22 protein-coding genes are annotated in these 21892 nt (G+C 68.3%); 14 read left to right on the top strand and 8 right to left on the bottom strand.

All coding sequences use genetic code 11. The features are described 5' to 3' along the window. Nucleotides 1-54: 54 nt before the first annotated feature. The 5 genes from IEY26_RS09630 to IEY26_RS09650 are packed head-to-tail and all read right to left on the bottom strand — an operon-like array spanning nucleotide 55 to nucleotide 6282. The gene (locus IEY26_RS09630) at nucleotides 55-1353 is read right to left on the bottom strand and encodes an ABC transporter ATP-binding protein (RefSeq protein WP_188978336.1); all 1299 of its coding nucleotides are present in this window, start codon (nucleotides 1351-1353) and stop codon (nucleotides 55-57) included. Beyond that, nucleotides 1350-2606: an ABC transporter ATP-binding protein gene (locus IEY26_RS09635; protein ID WP_326838280.1), complete on the bottom strand. Its 1257-nt coding sequence runs from the start codon at nucleotides 2604-2606 to the stop codon at nucleotides 1350-1352. Before IEY26_RS09635 ends, IEY26_RS09630 begins: the two co-directional genes overlap by 4 nt. Beyond that, on the bottom strand, nucleotides 2603-3634 hold the full coding sequence (locus tag IEY26_RS09640; protein WP_188978338.1) for an ABC transporter permease: 1032 nt from the start codon (nucleotides 3632-3634) through the stop codon (nucleotides 2603-2605). The genes IEY26_RS09635 and IEY26_RS09640 overlap by 4 nt, the downstream gene beginning before the upstream one ends. Then, nucleotides 3631-4584, bottom strand: a complete 954-nt coding sequence (locus tag IEY26_RS09645; RefSeq protein ID WP_188978339.1) for an ABC transporter permease — start codon at nucleotides 4582-4584, stop codon at nucleotides 3631-3633. The genes IEY26_RS09640 and IEY26_RS09645 overlap by 4 nt, the downstream gene beginning before the upstream one ends. 24 nt (nucleotides 4585-4608) lie before the next feature. Then, nucleotides 4609-6282 carry an ABC transporter substrate-binding protein gene (locus IEY26_RS09650; RefSeq protein WP_188978341.1) on the bottom strand — a complete coding sequence of 558 codons (1674 nt, stop codon included), beginning with the start codon at nucleotides 6280-6282 and terminating at the stop codon, nucleotides 4609-4611. A gap of 104 nt (nucleotides 6283-6386) precedes the next feature. Between IEY26_RS09650 and IEY26_RS09655 the strand changes: the two genes are divergently transcribed. From IEY26_RS09655 to IEY26_RS17670, 3 genes are all read left to right on the top strand, one after another. Continuing rightward, on the top strand, nucleotides 6387-7082 hold the full coding sequence (locus IEY26_RS09655) for a helix-turn-helix domain-containing protein (protein ID WP_188978343.1): 696 nt from the start codon (nucleotides 6387-6389) through the stop codon (nucleotides 7080-7082). A 124-nt stretch (nucleotides 7083-7206) separates the two neighbouring features. Then, nucleotides 7207-8451 carry an OFA family MFS transporter gene (locus tag IEY26_RS09660; RefSeq protein ID WP_188978345.1) on the top strand — a complete coding sequence of 415 codons (1245 nt, stop codon included), beginning with the start codon at nucleotides 7207-7209 and terminating at the stop codon, nucleotides 8449-8451. Nucleotides 8452-8560: 109 nt separating this feature from the next. Further along, nucleotides 8561-8695, top strand: coding sequence for a DUF7503 family protein (locus IEY26_RS17670; protein WP_268239807.1), 135 nt, complete (start codon nucleotides 8561-8563; stop codon nucleotides 8693-8695). A 220-nt stretch (nucleotides 8696-8915) separates the two neighbouring features. Here the strand turns inward: IEY26_RS17670 and IEY26_RS09665 are convergent, their stop codons facing one another. The 3 genes from IEY26_RS09665 to ribH form a co-directional block, all read right to left on the bottom strand. After that, a complete protein-coding gene (locus IEY26_RS09665; protein ID WP_188978347.1) occupies nucleotides 8916-11111 on the bottom strand; it encodes a CHAT domain-containing protein in 2196 nt (731 codons plus the stop codon). A gap of 300 nt (nucleotides 11112-11411) precedes the next feature. Next, nucleotides 11412-12566 (bottom strand): pyridoxal phosphate-dependent aminotransferase, encoded by a 1155-nt coding sequence (locus IEY26_RS09670; protein ID WP_188978350.1) that lies wholly within the window; start codon nucleotides 12564-12566, stop codon nucleotides 11412-11414. Further along, nucleotides 12563-12973 carry a 6,7-dimethyl-8-ribityllumazine synthase gene (gene ribH / locus IEY26_RS09675; protein WP_188978351.1) on the bottom strand — a complete coding sequence of 137 codons (411 nt, stop codon included), beginning with the start codon at nucleotides 12971-12973 and terminating at the stop codon, nucleotides 12563-12565. The genes IEY26_RS09670 and ribH overlap by 4 nt, the downstream gene beginning before the upstream one ends. Before the next feature lie 80 nt (nucleotides 12974-13053). Here ribH and IEY26_RS09680 point away from each other — a divergent pair, with 80 nt between their 5' ends. The 11 genes from IEY26_RS09680 to nuoK all read left to right on the top strand — a co-directional run bounded on the left by IEY26_RS09680 (nucleotide 13054) and on the right by nuoK (nucleotide 21892). Next, nucleotides 13054-14778 carry a flippase activity-associated protein Agl23 gene (locus IEY26_RS09680; protein ID WP_188978353.1) on the top strand — a complete coding sequence of 575 codons (1725 nt, stop codon included), beginning with the start codon at nucleotides 13054-13056 and terminating at the stop codon, nucleotides 14776-14778. Between the two features lie 48 nt (nucleotides 14779-14826). Next, entirely contained in the window at nucleotides 14827-16005 is a 1179-nt protein-coding gene (locus IEY26_RS09685) for a 5-(carboxyamino)imidazole ribonucleotide synthase (RefSeq protein WP_188978355.1), read from the top strand. Nucleotides 16006-16024: 19 nt separating this feature from the next. Beyond that, nucleotides 16025-16630, top strand: a complete 606-nt coding sequence (purE, locus tag IEY26_RS09690; RefSeq protein ID WP_188978357.1) for a 5-(carboxyamino)imidazole ribonucleotide mutase — start codon at nucleotides 16025-16027, stop codon at nucleotides 16628-16630. An 89-nt stretch (nucleotides 16631-16719) separates the two neighbouring features. Beyond that, a complete protein-coding gene (locus IEY26_RS09695) occupies nucleotides 16720-17124 on the top strand; it encodes an NADH-quinone oxidoreductase subunit A (protein ID WP_188978359.1) in 405 nt (134 codons plus the stop codon). After that, complete coding sequence (locus IEY26_RS09700) at nucleotides 17117-17824, top strand: NADH-quinone oxidoreductase subunit B (protein WP_188978361.1); 708 nt, start codon at nucleotides 17117-17119, stop codon at nucleotides 17822-17824. Before IEY26_RS09695 ends, IEY26_RS09700 begins: the two co-directional genes overlap by 8 nt. Next, the gene (locus IEY26_RS09705) at nucleotides 17821-19506 is read left to right on the top strand and encodes an NADH-quinone oxidoreductase subunit D (RefSeq protein WP_188978363.1); all 1686 of its coding nucleotides are present in this window, start codon (nucleotides 17821-17823) and stop codon (nucleotides 19504-19506) included. The genes IEY26_RS09700 and IEY26_RS09705 overlap by 4 nt, the downstream gene beginning before the upstream one ends. Then, nucleotides 19503-20558, top strand: a complete 1056-nt coding sequence (locus IEY26_RS09710; RefSeq protein ID WP_188978365.1) for a complex I subunit 1/NuoH family protein — start codon at nucleotides 19503-19505, stop codon at nucleotides 20556-20558. Before IEY26_RS09705 ends, IEY26_RS09710 begins: the two co-directional genes overlap by 4 nt. After that, nucleotides 20555-21016 (top strand): NuoI/complex I 23 kDa subunit family protein, encoded by a 462-nt coding sequence (locus IEY26_RS09715; protein ID WP_188978367.1) that lies wholly within the window; start codon nucleotides 20555-20557, stop codon nucleotides 21014-21016. The genes IEY26_RS09710 and IEY26_RS09715 overlap by 4 nt, the downstream gene beginning before the upstream one ends. Beyond that, complete coding sequence (locus tag IEY26_RS09720; protein WP_188978369.1) at nucleotides 21013-21270, top strand: NADH-quinone oxidoreductase subunit J; 258 nt, start codon at nucleotides 21013-21015, stop codon at nucleotides 21268-21270. The genes IEY26_RS09715 and IEY26_RS09720 overlap by 4 nt, the downstream gene beginning before the upstream one ends. After that, on the top strand, nucleotides 21267-21590 hold the full coding sequence (locus IEY26_RS09725) for an NADH-quinone oxidoreductase subunit F (RefSeq protein WP_188978371.1): 324 nt from the start codon (nucleotides 21267-21269) through the stop codon (nucleotides 21588-21590). The genes IEY26_RS09720 and IEY26_RS09725 overlap by 4 nt, the downstream gene beginning before the upstream one ends. Beyond that, complete coding sequence (nuoK, locus tag IEY26_RS09730) at nucleotides 21590-21892, top strand: NADH-quinone oxidoreductase subunit NuoK (protein ID WP_188978372.1); 303 nt, start codon at nucleotides 21590-21592, stop codon at nucleotides 21890-21892. Before IEY26_RS09725 ends, nuoK begins: the two co-directional genes overlap by 1 nt.

Here is a 21892-nt window from a genome sequence, read left to right on the forward strand (position 1 = left end):
TGGGTGTGCGGGCGGGGCGGAACGACCGCCCCGCGCGAGGGGGTCCGGTGAGGGTTACTCCGGGGTGTCGGGGTAGTCGTCTGTGAGTCGGTGGCAGGCGGCGGTGTGGTCGGTGTCGATCACGGACGCTTCGGGCGGGTCGCCGGCGCAGGGCGACGGGAACGCGTCCTGCACGACGTCGACGGCTCGCTCCTCGTCGTCGTCGACGAGCGCGCGCGCCGCCTCGGTGACGGCGTTCGCGGCGTCGGCGGGGAGCGCGTCGACCTCGTGGTCGAGGCTCGATTCGACGAGGTAGTCGGCGACGGCGTCGTCGCTCGCGTCCTGCCCTTCGGATTCGAGGCGGGTGCGGGCCGCCTCGGCGTCGAGTTCGCCGGCTTCGACGCGCGAGCGGAAGCGGAACGCGTCGCGGAACGCTTCCTGGCTGCCCTGCCAGCCGTCGCCGGGGATGACCTGCGGGCAACGCGTGTGGAACCGGCAGCCCGCGGGCGGGTTCGCCGGCGACGGCACCGTCCCTTCGAGGAGGACGCGGTCCTCCCGGTTGTCCGGGTCGATGCGCGGCACCGCGGACAGCAGCGCCTGCGTGTAGGGGTGCTGTGGGTTCGCGAAGAGTTCGCGCGTCGGCGCGACCTCCACGATTTCACCGAGGTACATCACGGCGACCCGGTCGGCGACCTGCTGGACGACCGAGAGGTCGTGACTGATGAAGAGCAGGGAGAGCCCCAGTTCCGTCTTCAGCTCGTCGAGCAGCCCGAGGAGCTGTGCCTGCACGCTCACGTCGAGCGCGCTCACGGGCTCGTCGGCGACGATGAGCTCCGGTTCGACGGCGAGCGCGCGGGCGATGCCGACGCGCTGTTGTTGCCCGCCGGAGAACTGGTGGGGGTAGCGGTCGATGTGGGAGTCCTTCAGGCCGACGCGCTCTAAGAGGTCTTTCGCGCGCTCCACGCGGTCCGCCTGCGAGTCGCCGATGTCGTGAACGGCCATCGGCGTCGTCAAGATATCCCTGACGGTCTTCCGGGGGTTCAGGGACGCGAGCGGGTCCTGGAAGACCATCTGCATCTCGCGGCGGTACGGCCGCATGTCGCTCCCGGAGAGCCCCGTGATGTCGTCGCCGCGGAACTCGATGGTCCCGCCGGTGACGGTTTCGAGGTTGAGGACGGTGCGCGCGAGCGTCGACTTCCCGCAGCCGGACTCGCCGACGACGGCGACCGTCTCGCCGTCGCGCACCGTGAGGTCCACGCCGTCGACGGCGCGAACGTCCGAGGGGCCGCCGAGGACGCTATCGAGGACGCCACCGCTGCGCTCGTAGTACTTCTTCAGGTCGTTCACGCGGAGAATCGGGCTGTCCGCGCTCACTGCGCGTCACCTCCGAAGTCCGCATCGATGACACGGCCGCCGTCAGTCTCGGCGACTTCTCTCGTTCCCTCGAGGTGGGCGTCCGCGTCGTCGCCGCGCCGGAGGCAGGCGGCCACGTGGCCCTCGGTCCGGCCGACGTCGCGGAAGTCCGGTTCGATTTCGTAGCACTCCCGGGTCGCTTCCGGGCAGCGCGGCGCGAAGTGGCACGCGTACGGGATGTCGACGAGGTCGGGGACGTTCCCCGGGATGGGTTCGACCTCCGCGTCGGGGTCGCTCATCCGCGGCGTCGAGGCGATGAGCCCCTGCGTGTAGGGGTGTTGCGGGTTCCCGAAGAGCTCGCTGGCGCTCGCGCGCTCCACGATCTCCCCGGCGTACATGACGTTCACGCGGTCGCACGTCTCCGCGACGACCGCGAGGTCGTGAGTAATCATCAGGATGGCCGTGTCGAATACGTCCTTGAGGTCTTCGAGCTCGTCGAGAATCTGGGCTTGAATCGTCACGTCGAGCGCCGTCGTCGGCTCGTCGGCGACGAGCAGGTCGGGTTCGCAGGAGAGCGCCATCGCGATCATCGCGCGCTGGCGCATCCCGCCCGAGAACTCGTGCGGGAACTCCTCCGCGCGGCGCTCCGGCTCCGGGATGGAGACGGCTTCGAGCATCTCGACGGCGCGCCGCCACGCCTGCGAGTTCTTCGCCGCGCCGAACAGCTTGCGCTTGAACTCCGCGCCGAGACTCACCGACTCGCCGACGTCCTGGTGGAGACGGACGGTCTCGGCGATCTGTTCGCCCACCGTGAGAGTGGGGTTGAGGCTGTTCATCGGGTCTTGGAAGACCATCGCGATGTCGCTCCCGCGGACGTGCTGGAGCGCCGCGTCGGACGCGTGCGCGAGGTCGACGTATCCCGCAGCGATCTCGCCGCTCGCGTCGCGTTCTTCGACGACGACGAACGCGTCCGGGTCGTCGGCGTCCGGGTCGTCGGCGTCCGCGACCGCGTTCGGGAAGCGCTCGGCGAGCTCGCGGACGGTCGCCGTCGACCGGAACTTGACTTCGCCGTCCGGGATGACGCCGGGGTCCTCGACGATGCCCATGAGGGCCTGCGCGAGGACGCTCTTCCCGCTGCCGGACTCGCCGACGAGCCCGACGATTTCGCCGCGGTCGATGGTGAGGTCGACGCCGTCGTTCGCCGTGACGACGCCGCGCTCGGTGTAGAACTCCGTTCTGAGGCCGTCGACTTCGAGCAGATGTTGTGCAGTCATCGGTCTTCAACCTCGCCTTCGTTGACGTCGAAGATGTCGCGGAGGCCGTCGCCCAGCATGTTGAACGCGAGGACGACGACCATGATGGCGATGCCGGGCATGATGGAGATCCACCACGCTTGGCTGATGAACTGCCGGCCGTCGGAGAGGAGGAGCCCCCACGTCGGCGTCGTCGGTTTGACGCCGAGGCCGAGGAAGCTCAGGCCCGCTTCGGCGAGGATGGCGAGCGGAATCATCAGTGTCGCCTGCACGATGAGTGGGGCGACGGCGTTCGGCAGAATCTCTTTGAACATGATGCGGGAGTTCGACATGCCGACCGCGCGCGCGGCGGTGATATACTCCTCTTCGCGTATCGAGAGGACTTCGCCGCGGATGAGGCGGGCGAAGTCGTCGATGTACGCGATGCCGATGGCGATGATGACGTTCGTCACCCCCAACCCGCCGGAGAGGGCGATGATGCCGACGCCGAGGATCAGCTCGGGGAACGCCCACTGGAAGTCGACGTAGCGCATGAGGAGGCTGTCGATGAGGCCGCCGTAGAAGCCGGCGGCGAGGCCGATGGTCGTCCCGACGGTGAACGCGACGGCGACCGTCGCGAGCGCGACGAGGAGGCTCACGCGCGCCCCGAAGATGAGACGGGAGAGGATGTCGTGGCCGAAGGAGTCCGTGCCGAGGTAGTGGGTGACGGTCTCCATCTGGCCGTCGCCGTTGAAGTCGCCGGTCGTCTGACTCATCGGCGGCTGCATGAAGCCGTAGGTGGCTTCGGGGTTGTGCGGCGCGACGATGGGCGCGAGCGCGGCGACGAGGAGGAACGCGATGACGACGACTGCGCCGAAGAGCGCCATCTTGTCGGAGACGAGGCCGCCGACGATGCGCTCGGTGAGCGACTCGTGTTCGTCGATGTACTCCTCGGTCTCGTACTCGGGCGGAACGTCCGGCGGGCCGGGTTCTGCGTGCGTGTTCGGGCCGACGCCGGGGCTGTTCGACGCGGTCCCCGGGTCGTCGGAGGGAGAGTGTTCTTCGGTCATTGCTCATCACCGTAGCGGATACGCGGGTCGATTGCGGTGTACGCGATGTCCACCGCGAGGTTCGTGAACACCATGACGGCGGCCACCAGGAGGATGACGGCCTGCGTCACGGGGTAGTTGCGGTCCAGCATCGAGTCGACGAGCAGCCGGCCGAGGCCCTTGATGCCGAAGACGATCTCCACCGTCACGCTCCCGACGAGCACGAGCGCGAGCTGGATGCCCGCGACCGTGATGACGGGGATGAGGGCGTTCTGGAACGCGTGCTTGTAGAGGCGGACGTTCCCGGAGAGGCCTTTCGCGCGTGCGGTGCGCATGTAGGGTTTGTCGAGGACTTCCAGCAGGCTGGAGCGCATCATCCGCATGATGACCGCGGCGTACGGCAGGCCGACGGCGATACCGGGGAGGATGATGCTCTTGAGCCACGGGACGACGCCCGCGGAGAGCGGCGTGTACCCGACGATGGGCAGCCAGTTCAGCTGGACGCCGAAGATGATGGCGAGGACGATGCCGACGAAGAACGCGGGCGCGGACACGCCGGTGAACGCGGCGATGGTCGCGAGGTAGTCGACGGGCTGGCGTTTCCGCGTCGCGGAGACGATGCCCGTCGGAATCGCGACGGCGAGGCCGACGACGATAGCGACGATGGCGATGCTCGCGGTGCGCGGCGCGGCCTGCGACATGACGGTGCTGACCGCCTGCCCGTTCACGAGGCTCTGTCCGAACTGCCCCGTCGCCATGTCGGTGATCCAGTTGACGTACTGGACGGGGAGCGGTTGGTTCAAGCCGAGTTGCTCGCGGAGCGCGGCAACCGCCTCGGGCGTGGCCTCCTGGCCGAGCATCGTCCGGACGGGACCGCCCGGGATGGCGCGCAGGCCGAAGAAGACCGTCGTCGCGACCAGCCACATGATAAAGACCGCGTGGAGGACGCGTTTAGCGATGTATCGACGCATAGAGAGAGAGGGTTTGGGGTGTGGTTACTCGGAGAGCGAGACCGTGTGGAAGTTACGGAGGAAGGGGATGTGCTGGAACCCCTGGACGGAGTCGCTGACGCCGGCGAGGTCGTCCTGGTGGACGAGGTAGGCGTGCGGGACGTCCGTGATGAGTTTGTCCTCGAGCTGCTGGAGGATGGACTTCCGTTCCTCGCGGTCGAGCGCGCGGCGCTGGTCGGCGAGGAGCTGGTGGACTTCGTCGTCCTCGTAGTTCGTCCAGTTCCACGGGCCGCCCTTCCGGTAGAAGTTCCAGAGGGACTGGTCGGGGTCGGGGTCGCCGACGCTCCCGGAGATGGTGACGTCGTAGTCGCCGTTCTCGTAGCGCTCCCAGTACGTCGAGGACGTGACCTGCTCGATGTCGACGTCGAAGCCGGCGCTGTTCAGCTGCTGGCGCATGACTTTCGCGCCGCGGAGGCTGGACTTCGTCGTCAGGATGCTGAAGGACGCGCCGGACGCGCCGGAGTCCTCTAGGAGCTGCTGGGCGGCCTCCGGGTCGTAGGCCTGGTCGTCGGGTTTGTCCTCGCGGTACACCCAGTTCGTCGCCTTGTTGATGGGGCCCTGCGCGGAGATGGCGTTCCCGAAGTAGGCGGCCTGGATGAACTGCTCGTTGTTGATGGACTTCGCGATGCCCATGCGGGCGTCGACGTCGCCGAAGGGCTCGCGCTCCTGGTTCATCGCGAGGCCGTACCAGTTCACGCCGGGCGCGGAGTCGACGGAGACGCCGGACGCGGATTCGACGCTGTCGACGTTCTGGAGCGGAATCAGGTTCGCGATGTCGATGTCGCCGGACTTGAGCGCGTTGACGATGGTGGACGGGTCGGGAATCGGCTTGATGTCGACGCCGTCGAGGTACGGGAGCTGGTTCCCGTCCTCGTCCGTCTCGAAGTAGTCGTCGTAGGCGTCGAGGGTGAGCTGGCTGCCGACCTGGTGTTCGGCCACCTCGAACGGGCCGGTGCCGACGGGCGTGATGGCGTACTGGTCTTCGCCCATCTCCTCGATGGCGTCCTGGCAGACGATGGTCGCCGCGCGACCCGGGCCGCGCGTGAGGTAGATGAGCGCGGGGGCCATCGCCTGCTTGAAGTTCAGTTGCACCGTGTAGTCGTCCTGCACGACGACGCCGCCGTCGTCGACGGGTTTCAGGGTCGAGAGCTTCGACGCCGCCGGCGCTTCCTTCTCGATGGTGCGGTTAATCGTGTATTTGACGTCGTCGGCGGTGAAGTCCGAGCCGTTGTGGAACGTCACGCCCTCGCGGAGCTGGAACGTGAAGGTCTTCCCGCCGTTCGTGACCTCCCAGTCCTTCGCGAGGTCGCCGCGGACCGTGAGGTCGTCCTTCAGGGTGACGAGCCCGCTGAAGATGTTCGCCGCGGCCTGGAAGTACTGGCCGACGCTGATGTAGGGCGGGTCGAGCACGTCGATGCTGCCCGTGAACCAGCCGGCCTGCAGGCGGCCGCCGGTCTGCGCGCCGCCGGACGACTCAGTCGTCGTCGTCTCCTCCCCACCGCTGCTCGTAGTCGTCTCCCCGCTCCCCCCGGAGTCGCCGCCGCCGGAACACCCCGCGAGCGCGCCGAGACCGGCAGCGCCGAGGAGTGAGACGGTCGTACGACGGTCGACGACGGGGCCCGAGAGGGCCTCGTCCGTGAATTCGCTATCGTCTGCCATGCGTGTTACACCCTCCCGTTACCATGTGAACTGTATACACATGTCGCCGGATATATTTGGGTCCGACCGAACGGCGTAAGTTCACACGCACCTCACTTACACGTATGCGCGAAGTCACCCTCCGCATCCGCCACCAGGGCCAACCGGAGAGCGAAGTGAGCCGCGCCCACCCGGACGTGACGCTCCGGTCGGTCTCCTCGCTCACCGGGAGCGCCGCCGAGCGGAAGCGCATCGTCGAGCTCACCGGTCCCGCCGGGGAAGTCGCGGCGTTCCTCGACGAGTTCGGGAACGCCGAACCCGTCCTCGACGTCGAGCCGTTCTCCCCGCTGACGAACGACCGCGTCTTCGCCGGCGTCACTATCGACTTCTACCGGTGGGACAGCATCGCCCAGCGCCTCACCGACCTCGGCGTCCACTACCGCATGGGGACGACCATCAAGGACGGCTGGGAGCACTGGACGCTCTACCTCGACGACGACGACTCGCTCTCCGACATCGTGGGCTCCATCGAGGACGCCGGAAACACCGCCGAGCTCCTCCGCGACGTCTCCTTAGAGGAGGTCGAGGGCCGCGAGCACCTCGCGCTCTCCCGGATGCTCGACGACCTCACGGACCGCCAGCGGGAAGTCCTCTCCGTCGCCATCGACCTCGGCTACTACGAGCCGGGCGCGGACGTCGCCGTGAAGGACATCGGCGACGCCGTCGGCATCGCGCCGACGACCGCGTGGGAACACCTCGTCCGCGCGGAAGGAAAAGTGATGGACGAGGTGGGCGAGCACATCACGTCGCACGGCATGTAGTGGATGGCAGACCGCCGTGGCGTGTGCGCTCACTGAACACCAGACACCCCTTGCTAATGAGTGACAACCCCGATATATTCGTGCCGGGGCTTTACCCCGACCGAGAACTGGAACGATGCATAGTATGAGTTCTAACGTCGACCACGCCGACCGCGCCCGCGAGGTGCTCGGGCACTCCCGGTGGTGGCTCATCCTCGCCGCCGCCGCGATGATGGCCGTCGTCGGCCCCTACCAGTACGTCTGGTCCGTCATCCGCCAGCCCGTCGCCGCACAGATCGGAATCAACGAAGCCGCGCTCTCCACCGTCTTCACCCTCTTCGTCATCTTCCAGGCCGGCAGCCAGTTCCCCGTCGGCTCCTGGCGCGACGAACACGGCCCGCGCGCCATCACCTACCTCGCCGCCGTCCTCGCCGGCGGCGGCTACCTCGGCGTCGCCTACGCCACGAGCGTCTGGCAGGTCTACCTCTTCTACTCCCTCGGCGCGGTCGGCGTCGGCATCGTCTACACCGTCGCCGTAAATACGGCGATCAAGTGGTTCCCCGACCGCCGCGGCCTCACGTCCGGCGTCGGGACGATGGCGTTCGCCGGCGGGAGCGCCGCGCTCGTCCCCTACCTCCGCTGGCAGTTCGGCCCCGGCGCACCGCCCGGCACCTACGTCAGCGTGCTCCGGAACCTCGGAATCGGTATCTTCCTCGTCATCCTCGTCGGCGCGTACTTCCTCCGCGACCCGCCGAGCGGGTGGCTCGACACCGATGACGGCGAGAGCAGCGGGATTCGGCGGGTCCAGTTCACGTGGCGGGAGATGCTCCGCACCTGGCAGTTCTGGGTGATGTACGCGATGTTCGTCTGCGTCTCCGGCGCGGGCCTCATGCTCACCGAGAAAATCGTCGCGTACAACGACCAGCTCGGCCTCCTCCCCGTCGTCGGCACGCTCGCCGCGACCGTCCTCCCGCTCGCCGGCGGCGTCGGCCGCCTCGTCCTCGGCGGCGTCTCCGACCGCGTCGACCGCGAGAACGCCATGGCCGCCGCGTTCGCGCTCTGCGGCCTCGGCCTCTACGCCGTCGTCTACTTCGGCGTGCGCGGCATGGCCGCGCTCTTCATCGTCGCCGTCGTCGTCGCGACGTTCTTCTGGAGCCCGCAGTACACGCTCTTCCCGAGCGTCGTCGGCGACTACTACGGCGACGAGAACTCCTCCGCGAACTACGCCCTCCTCTACTCCGGGAAGATGTGGGGCGGCGTCTTCGGCGGCACGATAACGGGCTTCCTCGTCACCGACCTCGGCTGGGACGCGACCTTCCTCCTCGGCGGCACCCTCGCGCTCCTCTCCGGGTTCGCCGCGCTCGCCCTCCGACCCCCGAGCAAGGACTGACCGAACGACCAAGAACAGATAACTCCGGTCCCGATACCGCGGGTCGGTGAATACGCAGAGGTGAACGGCCAGTTCGTTTATACGGGTTCCTCGCGGACAGGAATATACGATGAGCGCGACGACGCACACTGATTATCTCGCAGCCCACCCCCGGACGATCGGCATGCTCTTCGCCTGCGGTCTCGCCCTCTCCAGCGCCGCCCGCTTCGGTGCCAGCAACCTCGGCACCATCAGCGGTCCCTGAACGCGAACGCGAACGCGAAGGCTGACCCACACTGACTGTTCCGACCGTCGGCGTTCTCTTCGCATTCTCTCCGCCGCCTCGCCGCGCCACGCGGGACGTACGTATCTCCTTCCTACCCTCGACGGCGAAGTCCGAACGGTGAGAGCCACGGCAGCGACTCCGTCGCGCGAGACGGGGAGAACACGCGGAGGGAAGCGGAACGGAGGCGCGTCAAACCCTCTCAGAGCGCGTCGAGGGCGAACTCGGTGCTCCACGTGAGGTCGCCGTCGACGCGGAGCGGGACGTCCTGGAGGGTGAGGAACTCGATGAGGTCGCCGTGGTCGAGCGTGAACTCGCTGACGCGCCCGGAGTTGAGGAAGTACTGGTCGTTCCCGTCGAAGTAGGGGACGGTCATGCTGCCCATGCCGGCGTCGCTCGTCGGGTAGGCGTCGATGCCGACGGTGTAGGTGTCGTCGGCGTGCTCGTCGACCTCGTAGACCGCGGGGGTGCGACCGCGGGTGGGGGCGAGGGAGAATCCGCCGTCGCCGACGACGACGTATCGATTCGACATGAAGGACTCCTCGCCCGCGACGTCGAGCGCGGCGGTGATGGGGAAGCCGTGATTGAGGAGGCGCGCCAGCGTCTGGCCGATGGCGGTCGCGCCGCGGTTCACGACGTCGCGGACGGTGACGACGCCCGCGATGCTCCCGCGTTCGAGGAGCGCCATGCCCTGCTCGTAGGACCGGCAGGCGTTGAGGAGGAAGGCGTCGACGCCGACCGCGTCGTCGTCGAGGGTGCGGGCGTCGAGGAGGCCGTCCGGGCATTTGAAGCCCTCGCCGTCGATGTGGCCGATGAAGTGGAGGAAGTCCACGTCGGAGGCGAGGAGGTCGCGGAGGGCGTCCGTGTGGAGGCGCTCGTAGACGGTGACGTTCATCGCGACGTCGCCGCGGAGTTCGTAGGCGTCGTTGACGACGTCGCCCTCGGCGTTCATCGCGTCGTCGTTGCAGACGACGGCGACGTCGACGTCGCCGTCGGAGGGCGTGCGGCCGAGCGCGTTCTCGAACGCGTCCCGCGTGGGTTTGCTCGCGCCGAGCGGCGCGCCCTCGCCGATCCACGACTGCTCGATTGACGGCGTGTGTTCGGGGCGGACGGTGCGCGGAACGGCCGTGGCCGACCCGGGCGTCGACGCGCCCGTGGACCGCATGAAGTCGCGGACGGCGTCGGTCTTCGCGTCGGCGTCGCCGAGCGCTCGCGTCTGCGGCGGGCGGACGAGCGCGAGGTCGTTCACCACGTGCGGGAGGAGTTCGACGCTGTCCGGCGTCGGCGCGACGTGCGTCGTCTGCTTCCACTCCGGCACGTGCGGGGCGACCGTCTCGAAGGGGACGGCGAAGTACGCGGCGAGGCGCGCCTCCGCGTCGGCGTCGTAGAGCGCGGGGAAGTCGAGGTCGACGGCGGCGTCGAGTTCGTCGCGCTCGTGGAGGTCGACGTCGTAGACCCCCTCGGTCCGCGTCGCGCAGTCGAGGATGAACACCTGCTTGAGCGCTTCCTCGACGCCCGCCGCGAGGCCGTCGCGGTGGTCGAGGGAGTGCGTGAAGTCGCCGGCGACGAGTCGCGGGTCGTCGCCCGGAACGACGTCCGCGCCGAGGTAGTAGGCGAGCGGCGCGACGACGAAAACCGATTCGTAGTCCGCGGGGACTTCGACGCGGACGCCCGTGTCGGGGCGTTCGAGGTGGTCGGGCGCGTCGAACTCGTCGCCGAGCTCGACGAGCGGCGGGTGGCCGCGGAGCGTCGGGTAGGAGCGCTCGGGCGTCGTCGTCTTCAGCGCGCTCCCGAGGAGGGAGACGGCGCGCATCACGTCCGCGGGGTCGGTCGTCGTCGTGATGGTGCCCGCGGGGTGTTCGTGCCGGGAGCGCGCGCCGATGCGAACAGTCGTTTCGTCCGCGAAGTCGAGGCGCGTCTGCCCGGGTTCGACGGCGAGGTCGAAGCCGGCGTCGACGCGGACGTAGAGTTTGAGCGCCGCGCAGAACTCGACGCTGTACGTGCCGGCGTCGAAGGAGCGCGTCGTCGTCGGGCGGGCTTCCGTGACCGTCTCACCGTCGGCGTCGCGAACGATGACGGGGACGCCGTCGTCGAAGGAAATCGAAGTCGTCGACGCCGTCACGGCGGTGTCGACCGGGAAGACGAAGTCGCCCATACTCGCCGGTTCGACGGACGGCGAGGTGTCGGTACTTTCGGGTTTGGCAGACAGCGAGTTCTCAGCCGTCGCTTCGGGAGTGGGGGGGTGGGGGGTGGCGTGGGGGGAGGCACCGTCGCCGGCGAGGGCCAGCGAGCAGCGGCGTCGCTCGACGGGGTCTATCACGGTGACCCCGGCCGGTGACGGTGTGATGGTCAGGGGGCCGTCGGCGTCCGGCACGCCCCCGTTCCGGTGTGAATCCATCTGTTCTATTCGTCTTCGTACTCTCGTAAGAAGCTGGTGGCCGGAGCCGGTACGCATTTATACGGGTTCCCGGTGAGCACCGGGAATTCGACAATGTGCGCACATTCTGAGGGATTCAGCATATGTTTCAGATATTACTGGAACGAAGAGAAATCGGGAGAAGCGTTCGCACGGCCGATTCTAATTCACTCATAAAGGTTTTCGGGGGAGTGAGCGAGCGTCGTCGAACGGGTCGTCAAGCCCGTCGCTCGTCGCGGGCGATGTCGTGGGCGCGCGGAGAAAGTCGGGGCGGGCGGTGGGTTAGTCGAGGAAGCCGGCGTCGGCGAGGCGGTCGACGGCTTCGTTGAGGCGTTCCTGGCTGGCCGCGTAGGAGATGCGGGCGTAGCCGGGCGTGCCGAAGGCGCTGCCGGGGACGGTGGCGACGTGCGCCTCCTCTAAGGCCTCGGTGCACCAGGCCTGGTCGTCGTCGTCGGTGGGGAGGAGGAGGTAGAACGCGCCGTCGGGGACGGCGACGTCGACGCCGTGGTCGGCGAGGCGGTCGACGAGGAGGTCGCGGCGGTCCTCGAAGGCGTCGACCATCTCGTCGACCGCGTCGTCGGTGTTCTCGAGCGCTTCGACGCCGGCGCGCTGGACGAAGTTCGTCGCGGAGGAGACGGAGTGCGACTGGACCTTCCCCGCCTGCGAGATGACCTCGTCGGGGGCGGCGAGGTAGCCGAGCCGCCAGCCCGTCATCGAGTACGCCTTCGAGAAGCCGTTCACTGTTACCGTCCGGTCTTCCATGCCGTCGAGGGTGCCGAGGGAGACGTGTTCCGCGCCGTAGTTGATGTGCTGGTAGATCTCGTCGGAAATCACGGTGATATCGTGTTCGACGGCGAGGTCGCGGACGCCCTCCATGGCGGCGCGAGAGAACACCGCGCCGCTCGGGTTGCTCGGCGAGTTCACGACGAGGAGGGTCGTCTCGTCGCTCACGACGGCGGCGAGGTCGTCGAGCGCGGGTTCGAGCTGGAAGCCGTGCGGTTCGAGGTCGACGCGGGAGATGTCGCCGCCGGCGAGCGTCGCCATCGCCTCGTAGGAGACCCACGCGGGGTCCATCAGGACGACTTCGTCGCCCTCGTCCACGAGCGCCTGGAAGGTCTCGTAGAGCGCCTGCTTCGCGCCGGGCGTGACGATGATCTGGTCGGACTCGTAGGCGAGCCCGTCGCCCTGGAGTTTCTCGGCGATTGCGTCCTTGAGCTCGGGGACGCCGTTCGACGGCGCGTACCCCGTGTGGCCGGCCTCCATCGCGTCCTCGGCGGCGTCGACGATGTTCTCCGGCGTCGGGAAGTCGGGTTCGCCGACGGAGAGGTCGACGACGTCGACGCCTTCGGCTTCGAGCTCGGACGCGAGGTTACTGACGGCGAGCGTCGCCGACGGTTCGACGTTCGTGACGCGGCGCGCGAAGTCGAACGCCGTCATGCCGCCACCCCCGTGTTCACGAGGTCGAGCGCCGCGTCGACGGCGTGCGCGCCGTTCTCCGTCCGCGCGTACGCTTCGTCGCCGGACATCCCGGGGCCGGTGATGCCGAGCGTGACTGGTTTGTCGCGGTCCAGACTCACCTGCTGGAGGGTGCGCGCCGTCGAGCGGGTGATGACTTGGTCGTGATCCGTGTCGCCCGTGACGACCGCGCCGAGCACGGCGACGGCGTCGACGTCGTCTCTCCGCGCGAGGCGGTCCGCGACGAGCGGCGCGTCGAACGCGCCCGGGACGTGCTCGACGGCCGCGACGTCCGCGTCGGCGGCGTCGGCCGCGTCCAGCGCCGCCGACTCCATCTCTTCGGTGACCGGTCGGTTGAACCGCGCCACCACGATTCCGAGTGCAACCATACCTGTCCCTTCCGCGGGGCGAGTAAAACGCTACCGCTCTCCGGAAACTTTGTACCCCTCCCGGTCCCGAGTCCCGGTAGATGAACGAGTCGGACCGCCGCACCGCCCTCGGCGTCGCGCTCGCCGCCGCCGTCGCGCTCGTCCTCCGTTTCGCCCTCCTCGACGCGCGGATGTTCCACTGGGACGAAGCGCGCGTCGGCTACCTCACCCTCCAGTTCGCCGCGACCGGCCACTACGAGTACCGCCCCATCGTCCACGGCCCCTTCCTCTTCCTCGTGAACCGCGTCGTCTTCGACGTCTTCGGCGCGACCGACTACGCCGCGCGCGCCGTCGTCGCGCTCGTCGGCGGCCTCTTCCCGCTCACCGCCTGGCTCTACCGCGACCACCTCGACCGCGCCGAGACCGTCTGCTTCGCCGCGCTCCTCGCGCTCAACCCCGTCCTCCTCTACTACTCGCGGTTCATGCGGAACGACGTCCTCGTGGCCGCGTTCGCCGTCGCCACCGTCGGCCTCTGTCTCCGCGCTCGCGCGACCGGCCGCCACGGCTACCTCTACGCCGCCGCCGTCGCGTTCGCGCTCGCCTTCAGCACGAAGGAGAACGCTCTCCTCTACCTCTTCTGCTGGCTCGGCGCGCTCGCCGTCCTCCTCGACCACTACATCCTCCGCGCCCGCGCCACCGGCGGCGACGCCCTCCAGCCGTACGTCGACCTGCTCGGCGGGCTCTGGGACGCCGTGAACCGCCGGGAGACGCCGGCCGCCGAGCGGGCGAGACGCCGGCTCCGCGTGCCGCCCGCGGTCGCCGAGCGGTGGCCGCCGGCCGTCGTCGCGCTCCTCGTCTTCGTCGTCGCGTGGATATTCCTGTTCGCGCCGCGCCCCGACGTCTACCAGCCGTCCGCCTACCCGCATCTCCTCGACGACGCGACGGTCGGCGCGGTCCGGTCCTTCCTCGACCAGTGGGGGTCAGGCCACGAGTCCTCCTACTCCTCGTTCTTCGTCGACCAAGGGAAGGTCCTCGCGGAGGCGGCGTTCGTCACGACGCTGCTCGCCGTTCTCGGCTTCTTCGCGGACCGCTACCGCGAGCGGGGGCCGCGTCCGCTCGTGACGTTCGCCGCCGCGTGGGCGCTCGCGAGCCTCCTCGGCTACCCCGCCATCACGGACATCTCCGGCCACTGGTCGGTCGTCCACGTCGTCGTCCCGCTCGCGCTCCTCGGCGGCGTCGGCGGCGGCCTGCTCGTCCGCCGAAGCGCTCGCGCCGTCCGCGCCGGCGACACCGTCGGCGTCGCGCTCGCCGTCGTCGTCCTCGTCGCCGCCGTCGGCCAGGTCGGCGTCGTCGCCGCGCAGACCTCGTACACGAACCACTCCGACCCCGACAACGTCCTCGTCCAGTACGGTCAGCCCGCCTACGACGTCCGCCCGGCCCTCGACGACACGGCGCGCATCGCCGCCGACCACGAAGGCACGGACCTCCTCTTCTACGGCTCGCACTTCAACGTCGCGAACGAACCCTCGATACGGGATACCGACCTGCCGGCCGGGAACTGGTACAACCGCCTGCCGCTCCCGTGGTATCTCGCGCGCTCGAACGTCACCGTCGACTCGACGACGAACCTCGCGGCCGTGAACGACACGGCCCCGCCCGTCGTCCTCGCGAAAGCCGAGCACTACCAGGAGCTGAGCGAGACGCTCCCCGGCTACGACGCCCGAACCTATCGGCTGACGTCGACGAACACCGTCATCGTCGTCTTCGTCGACCCGGCCGCCCTGCCCGAGCCACAGGCACGTGACGGCACGGACGTGCACACCTGACGGTCGGAACCGGGAGCGTTATGCACTCCCGGCCACACTCGTCGGGTGATGACGGTTCTCGTTCCGGACGCGACGCTTGGTGTCGTCGGCGGCGGACAGCTCGGGCGGATGCTCGCCGAGGCGGCGAGCCCGCTCGGCGTCGACGTCGTCGTGCTCGACCCGACGCCGGACTGTCCCGCCGCGCCGCCCGCCGCGGCGCAGATACAGGGCGACTTCGACGACCCGGAGGCGCTCGACGAACTCGCCGCGCGGAGCGACGCGCTCACGTTCGAAATCGAACTCGCCGACCCGGACGTACTCGCCGAAGTAAGCGACACACACGACGTCCCTGTCCACCCGGACCCCGACACGCTCCGCACGATACAGGACAAGTACGTGCAGGACTCGCACTTCGCCGACGCCGGCGTTCCCGGCCCCGCGTTCAGGCAGGTGGACGACGCCGACGACCTCGAAGCCGCGTTCGAGGAACTCGGCTCGCCCCTGATGCTCAAAGCCCGCACCGGCGGGTACGACGGCCGCGGGAACGCGCCCGCAGAGACGGTCGAAGACGCCGAGGAGTACTTCGGCGGCCTCGAGGGACTCGTCGCCGAGGCGTTCGTGGACTTCGAACGCGAGCTCTCCATCATCGGCGTCGTCGGCGACGGCGAGCGCGCCGCCTACCCCGTCGTGGAGAACATCCACGAAGCGGAAATCCTCCGGGAGACGGTCGCGCCCGCCCGCACCACCGACGCGGTGGCGGAGCGCGCCCGCGACGTCGCGATGGACGTCCTCGACGCCCTCGACGGCCGCGGCGTCTACGGCATCGAACTCTTCGAGACGAGCGAGGGCGAAGTGCTCGTGAACGAGGTCGCGCCGCGCCCGCACAACTCCGGCCACTACACCATCGAAGCCGGGCACGCGAGCCAGTTCGAACAGCACGCGCGCGCCGTCCTCGGCCTCCCGCTCGCCCCGACCGCCCTCCGCGATGCTGCCGTTTCCGCGAACATCCTCGGCACCGTCGACGAAACGCGCCCCGCGAAGCTCACCGGCGTCCGGGACGTCCTCGCCGAACCCGGCGTCCACCTCCACTGGTACGGCAAAGACGACGTCCGCCCCCTCCGAAAGATGGGGCACCTCACGCTCGTCGGGAGTGGCCCGTCTGTCGAACCGGACCACACCGATGGCGAGAACCGCGAAGAGATGCTCTCGCGCGCACGAGCGGCGCGTGACGCCCTCGACTTCGACTGACGACTCACCGCTCACAGCTATGACCACCGAGACTGACCTCATCGAGCGACTCGAATCGGAAGCCGAACGCGACCTCGCCACCGCCCCCGACGTCGGTATCGTGATGGGGAGCGACTCCGACCTCGACGTCATGAAGGGCGCGGCCGACGCCCTCGACGAGCTCGGGTTCGCCGAGTGCACGGACGTCGAAACCACGTATGACGCGGACTACACCTACGAGACGTGGGTGGTGTCGGCGCACCGGACGCCCGACCTGATGTACGCCTACGCGGACACCGCGGAAGCGCGCGGCGTCGACGTCATCGTCGCGGGCGCGGGCGGGAAATCCGCCGACCTCCCGAACATGACCGCGAGCATCGCCTATCCCGTTCCCGTCGTCGGCGTCCCCGTCCAGGAGAAGTCGGTGGACTCCGTCATCGGGATGCCGACGGGCGCGCCGCTCACCGCCGTCGACGCCGGGAAATCCTACAACGCCGGGCTGTCCGCCGCCCAAGTGCTCGCGCGCTCCGACGACGCGCTCCGCGAGCGCCTCGTCGCCTTCCACGACGACCAGAAGTCGGGCGTCGCCGACGTCTCCGAGCGCCTCCACGACGACGGAATCGACGGGTTCATACAGAACCGCTGAATTCGCGGAATCCGGCCGCCACGCCGCGAGATTTGGAAGAATCAACGTTTATAGGAGTTCGGCTGGAAGCGTCACACGATACGACGATTATGAATCCATGGATCGCCATCGGCGCGCTGGCGGTAGTGGCAGTCCTCATTCCGCTGAGCATGATGGGACTGTCGAGCCTGCTCCGTCCGAGCGTGCCCGAACAAGGGAAGCGAGCCGTCTACGAGAGCGGCGAAGTCCCCACGGGCGGGACGCGTCTCCGGTTCAACGTGCAGTACTACATGGTCGCGTTGCTGTTCGTCGTCTTCGACGTCGAGACCGTCCTCATCTTCCCGTGGACGCTTATCTATCGCGACGCCGTCGCATCGGTCGGCCTCCTTCCCGCGCTCGTCCCCATGCTCGCGTTCATCGGCGTTCTCGTCGTCGGGCTCGCGTGGGCGTGGCGGAACGGCGCCGTCCGCTGGGTGCGCAACCCACGCTACGGAGAACACGGACACTATGAGTAGTGACACACCCCGGGACAGCATCGTCGAGAGTAAGGAACCGCTCCGGAAGACACAGGACGCCCGCGCCGGAGTCGGCCGCGGCGACCGATTCAACTCGAAGCTCCGGGAGGCGTTCGGCTCCACGCCGTTCATCCTCACGAAGTTCGATAAGTTCGTGGACTGGGCACGGGGGAACTCGATGTTCATGCTCCAGTTCGGCATCGCGTGCTGCAGCATCGAGATGATGCACACGTACGCCGTGAAACACGACCTCGACCGCTTCGGGTCCGGCGTCCCGCGCGCCAGCCCCCGGCAGGCGGACGTGATGATCGTCCCCGGGACGATCGTCTCGAAGTTCGCGCCGCGCATGAAGCGCGTCTACGACCAGATGCCCGAGCCGAAGTTCGTCGTCGGCATGGGCTCGTGCACCATCTCCGGCGGCCCCTTCCAGGAGGGATACAACGTCCTGAAGGGCGCAGAGGAGGTCATCCCGGTCGACATCCACGTCCCCGGGTGTCCGCCGCGGCCGGAGGCGCTCGTCTACGGCGTGCAGAAACTCCAAGAGCGCGTTCGCGAGGGCGAGACCGCGCCGGTGACGGTCAAGCCGTACGAGCTGGAGGAGTTCGGCGACTTAGAGCGCGACGAGTTCGTCCGCCAGCTCGCGGACGACATCGACGAGGACGACCTCGTGATGCGGTACAACTGGGCTGATTCGCCATGAGCACGCAGGAAGAAACGCCCGAGGAGGGCGACGTCGAGGTCGAAGAGCCGCCCGTCGAGGGCGTCGACTACGACGCGCTCGAAGCGCTCCTCGGCGACGCCGTCACGGGCCGAGAGACGCATCTGAACGCGGAGGCGTTCCGCGTGCGCTCGGACCGCGTGCAGGACGCCCTCTCCGCGCTGAGAGAGGACGCCGGGTTCGACCACCTCTCCGCCGTCACGGCACAGGAGTACGAGACGCACTTCGAGTCGATCTACCACCTGAAGAAGTACGACGACCCGACGGAGGAAGTGAGCGTCGTCGTGCCGACGCCCCGGGACGACCCGGTCAGTGAGTCCGGCTCGCCCGTGTTCGAGACCGCGAACTGGCACGAGCGCGAGGCCTACGACCTCGTCGGGATTAACTACGACGACCACCCGGACCTCCGCCGCATCCTCCTCCCGGAGACCTGGCAGGGCCACCCGATGGGGCTCGACTACAACCAGGACAAACCCCAGATCGTCTCCTTCGAGGAGCACGAGAACCCGCTCGCGGACAGCCACCGCGGGGAGAACGCAGACACGATGTTCCTCAACATCGGCCCGCACCACCCGGCGACGCACGGCGTCCTCCACCTGAAGACCGTGCTCGACGGCGAGCAGGTGGCGCACGTCGAACCCGACATCGGCTACCTCCACCGCTGCGAGGAGCAGATGGCACAGAACGGCGACTACCGCCACCAGATCATGCCGTACCCGGACCGCTGGGACTACGCGTCAGCCGGCCTGCTGAACGAGTGGGCGTACGCCCGCGTCGCCGAGGACCTCAACGACATCGAGGTCCCCGAGTACGCGCAGGTCATCCGGACGATGGGCGCGGAGCTCTGCCGCATCGCCTCCCACCTCCTCGCGCTCGGCACGTTCTGCCTCGACATCTACGGCGACTTCACCGCCATCTTCATGTACGCGATGCAGGACCGCGAGCGCGTCCAGAAACTCCTCGAGGACCTCACCGGCCAGCGGATGATGTTCAACTACTTCCGCCTCGGCGGGGTCGTCTGGGACATTCCGGAGCCGCGCGATCAGTTCTTCGCGAACGTCCGCGAGTTCCTCGACGGCATTCCGAACCGGATGGACGAGTACCACGACCTCATCACGGAGAACGAGCTCTTCCAGCTCCGCACCGTGGGCACGGGCATCCTCGAACCCGAAATCGCGAAGCAGTACGGCGTCACCGGGCCGGTCGCCCGCGCGTCCGGCATCGACTACGACCTCCGCCGCGACGACCCCTACGGGTACTACGAGAACCTCGAGTGGGACGTCATCACGGACTCCGGGAAGGACAACTACTCCCGGCTCCTCGTCCGCATGAAGGAGGTTGAGCAGTCCGCGCGCATCGTCGAGCAGTGCGTCGACCTCCTCGAGAACTGGGACGAGGAGGACCGCACGGTCCAGTCGAACGTCCCGCGCACGCTCACGCCCGAGGAGGACGCCGAAGTCTACCGCGCCGTCGAGGGCGCGAAGGGCGAACTCGGCATCTACATCCGCTCCGACGGCACCTCGCAGCCCGGGCGGTTCAAGATTCGGAGCCCCTGCTTCAGTAACCTCTCCGCGCTCCACGAGATGAGCGAGGGCGAGTACATCCCCGACCTCATCGCGACGCTCGGCAGCCTCGACATCATCCTCGGCGAGGTGGATCGATGACCACGACGGGGATTCTCTCGCAGTGGCTCGGCTACGGCGCGAACCCCCCGCTCTGGGTCGAGGTCGCGCTGAGCTTCGTCGTCGCCGTCGTCGTCGCCACCATCATGATGCTCATGTCGGCGCTCGCCGGCCCGTGGGCGAAGCGGAAGATCACGGCGGCGTTCACGGACCGTATCGCCGTCGACCGCGTCGGCCCCTGGGGGCTGTTCATCATCATCGCGTCCGCGATACAGCTCTCCGCGAAGGAGCTCATCATCCCCGAAGGCGCGGACCGCCCCGCCTACGACCTCGCGCCGTTCGTCCTCCCGTTCTCGGCGTTCATGGGCTTCGCCGTCATCCCGTTCGGGAGCGGCCTCCAGCTCGCCGACCCGGAGACCGGCGTCGTCTACCTCTTCGCCGTCGCCAGCATCGCGAGCGTCGGCCTCGTCATGGGCGGCTACTCCTCCGGGAGTAAGTACAGCCTCCTCGGGAGCCTGCGCGCGGTCGCGCAGAACATCGCCTACGAGATTCCGCTCGTCGTCCTCGCGGCGTCCGTGGTGCTCTTCGCCGGGTCCCTCCAGATCAGCGAGATCGTCGCCGCCCAGCAGGGCGCGCTCCTCGCGCTCGGCCCGGTCACCATCCCGCAGTGGTACGCGTTCGTGAACCCGTTCGCGTTCGTGCTCTTCGTCATCGCGAACCTCGCGGAGGTCGGCCGGAACCCCTTCGACCTCCCGGAGGCGGCGACGGAGATCGTCGGCGGCTACATCACCGAGTACTCGAGCGTCTACTTCGTGCTGTTCTTCCTCGGGGAGTTCCTCCACATCTTCCTCGGCGGCGCGATCATCGCGACGCTCTTCCTCGGCGGCCCCGCCGGGCCCGGCCCCGAGTGGCTCGGCATCGTCTGGTTCATCGTGAAGATCTGGGGCGTCTTCCTCTTCACGCAGTGGTGTCGCTCCGCGGTCCCGCGACTCCGCATGGACCAGGTCATCGAGGTCGGGTGGAAGTTCCTGCTCGTCCTCGCGTTCGCGAACCTCGTCCTCACGGCGGTCATCGTGGGGGTGTTCCAGCTATGATCGGAGTTCTGAAATCGATGGCGACGACGATGAAGCACGCGCTCGACGGGCAGACCTTCACGGTCGACTACCCCGACGAAGCGCCGGACGTCAGCCCGCGCTTCCGCGGCATCCACAAGTTCAGCCAGGAACGCTGTATCTGGTGCCGCCAGTGCGAGAAGGTCTGTCCGAACGACACGATCCACATCGTCACCGACGACAAGCGACAGGGCGAACAGTACAACCTCCACGTCGGCCAGTGCATCTACTGCCGGCTCTGCGAGGAGGTCTGCCCGGTGGACGCGATTCTCCTCACGGAGAACTTCGAGTTCACGGGCGACACGAAGCACGAGCTCGCCTACAACAAGGAGATGCTGCGGAACGTCCCGTGGTACAAGGACGTCGACCCGCTCGCGGCGCGCGAACCCGACCGCGGGGCGTGGGTCGGCGAGGGCGACGGCGAGGTGGACTACCAATGATCGCGGAGACCGCGGCGTTCGCGGTGTTCGCGCTGGTGACGCTCGTCGGGAGTCTCGGCGTCGTGCTCGCGCGCGACGTCTGGCACTCGGCGCTCTTCCTCGGCGTCACGCTGCTCTCCGTCGCCGTGCACTTCGTGATGCTACAGGCGGAGTTCCTCGCGGCGATGCAGGTGCTCGTCTACGTCGGTGGCGTCCTCATCCTCATCGCGTTCGCCGTGATGTTCACGCAGGGCGAACGGGGGGTGGCGGCGTGACGAAACGACCGCGCTTCGCGGACGACGTCCACTGGGCCCCCGGCCTCGTGGCCGTCGCGCTCTTCGCCGTGTTCGCCGCCGTCTTCCTCACGCAGGGCTTCGCGCCCGCCGCGGGCTTCTCCCCGGACGTGGCGCTCACGGAGAGCATCGGCTACCTGCTCTTCGACATGCCCGGGCAGGCGGCCGTCGACGGCACCGGCTTCCTCGCCGCCTTCGAGATGATCGACTTCTTCCTGGTCGGCGCGCTCGTCGCCGCCGTCCTGCTCGCGCGCCGCGAATCCGACGGCGCGCCGCTCGAGAAGAGCGGAGGTGAGCGGTGATGGTGCCGGTCGAATACTACCTCGTGCTGTCCGCCGCCGTCTTCTGCGTCGGCGTCTTCGGCGCGCTCGCGCGCCGGAACACGCTCGTCTTCCTGATGAGCGTCGAACTCATGTTGAACGCGGCGAACCTCAACTTCGCCGCGTTCTCCGCACAGTGGGGGAACCTCATCGGCCAGACCTTCGGCCTCTTCACGCTCGCGCTCGCCGCGGGGGAAGTGGCTGTCGGTCTCGGCATCGTCCTCGTCCTCTACCGGAACTTCGGGACGACGGACTTCTCCGTTCCAGAGGGGATGAAGTGGTAA

It is taken from the genome of Halocalculus aciditolerans, from assembly GCF_014647475.1.
In the GTDB taxonomy this organism is placed as follows: Archaea; Halobacteriota; Halobacteria; order Halobacteriales; family Halobacteriaceae; genus Halocalculus; species Halocalculus aciditolerans.

What these genes read in the sequence shown, in the direction of transcription:
- IEY26_RS09635 (WP_326838280.1), bottom strand. Translation starts at nt 2,606, where the DNA reads ATGACTGCACAACATCTGCTCGAAGTCGACGGCCTCAGAACGGAGTTC.
- IEY26_RS09640 (WP_188978338.1), bottom strand. Translation starts at nt 3,634, where the DNA reads ATGACCGAAGAACACTCTCCCTCCGACGACCCGGGGACCGCGTCGAAC.
- IEY26_RS09645 (WP_188978339.1), bottom strand. Translation starts at nt 4,584, where the DNA reads ATGCGTCGATACATCGCTAAACGCGTCCTCCACGCGGTCTTTATCATG.
- IEY26_RS09650 (WP_188978341.1), bottom strand. Translation starts at nt 6,282, where the DNA reads ATGGCAGACGATAGCGAATTCACGGACGAGGCCCTCTCGGGCCCCGTC.
- IEY26_RS09655 (WP_188978343.1), top strand. Translation starts at nt 6,387, where the DNA reads ATGCGCGAAGTCACCCTCCGCATCCGCCACCAGGGCCAACCGGAGAGC.
- IEY26_RS09660 (WP_188978345.1), top strand. Translation starts at nt 7,207, where the DNA reads ATGAGTTCTAACGTCGACCACGCCGACCGCGCCCGCGAGGTGCTCGGG.
- IEY26_RS17670 (WP_268239807.1), top strand. Translation starts at nt 8,561, where the DNA reads ATGAGCGCGACGACGCACACTGATTATCTCGCAGCCCACCCCCGGACG.
- IEY26_RS09665 (WP_188978347.1), bottom strand. Translation starts at nt 11,111, where the DNA reads ATGGATTCACACCGGAACGGGGGCGTGCCGGACGCCGACGGCCCCCTG.
- IEY26_RS09670 (WP_188978350.1), bottom strand. Translation starts at nt 12,566, where the DNA reads ATGACGGCGTTCGACTTCGCGCGCCGCGTCACGAACGTCGAACCGTCG.
- ribH (WP_188978351.1), bottom strand. Translation starts at nt 12,973, where the DNA reads ATGGTTGCACTCGGAATCGTGGTGGCGCGGTTCAACCGACCGGTCACC.
- IEY26_RS09680 (WP_188978353.1), top strand. Translation starts at nt 13,054, where the DNA reads ATGAACGAGTCGGACCGCCGCACCGCCCTCGGCGTCGCGCTCGCCGCC.
- IEY26_RS09685 (WP_188978355.1), top strand. Translation starts at nt 14,827, where the DNA reads ATGACGGTTCTCGTTCCGGACGCGACGCTTGGTGTCGTCGGCGGCGGA.
- purE (WP_188978357.1), top strand. Translation starts at nt 16,025, where the DNA reads ATGACCACCGAGACTGACCTCATCGAGCGACTCGAATCGGAAGCCGAA.
- IEY26_RS09695 (WP_188978359.1), top strand. Translation starts at nt 16,720, where the DNA reads ATGAATCCATGGATCGCCATCGGCGCGCTGGCGGTAGTGGCAGTCCTC.
- IEY26_RS09700 (WP_188978361.1), top strand. Translation starts at nt 17,117, where the DNA reads ATGAGTAGTGACACACCCCGGGACAGCATCGTCGAGAGTAAGGAACCG.
- IEY26_RS09705 (WP_188978363.1), top strand. Translation starts at nt 17,821, where the DNA reads ATGAGCACGCAGGAAGAAACGCCCGAGGAGGGCGACGTCGAGGTCGAA.
- IEY26_RS09710 (WP_188978365.1), top strand. Translation starts at nt 19,503, where the DNA reads ATGACCACGACGGGGATTCTCTCGCAGTGGCTCGGCTACGGCGCGAAC.
- IEY26_RS09715 (WP_188978367.1), top strand. Translation starts at nt 20,555, where the DNA reads ATGATCGGAGTTCTGAAATCGATGGCGACGACGATGAAGCACGCGCTC.
- IEY26_RS09720 (WP_188978369.1), top strand. Translation starts at nt 21,013, where the DNA reads ATGATCGCGGAGACCGCGGCGTTCGCGGTGTTCGCGCTGGTGACGCTC.
- nuoK (WP_188978372.1), top strand. Translation starts at nt 21,590, where the DNA reads ATGGTGCCGGTCGAATACTACCTCGTGCTGTCCGCCGCCGTCTTCTGC.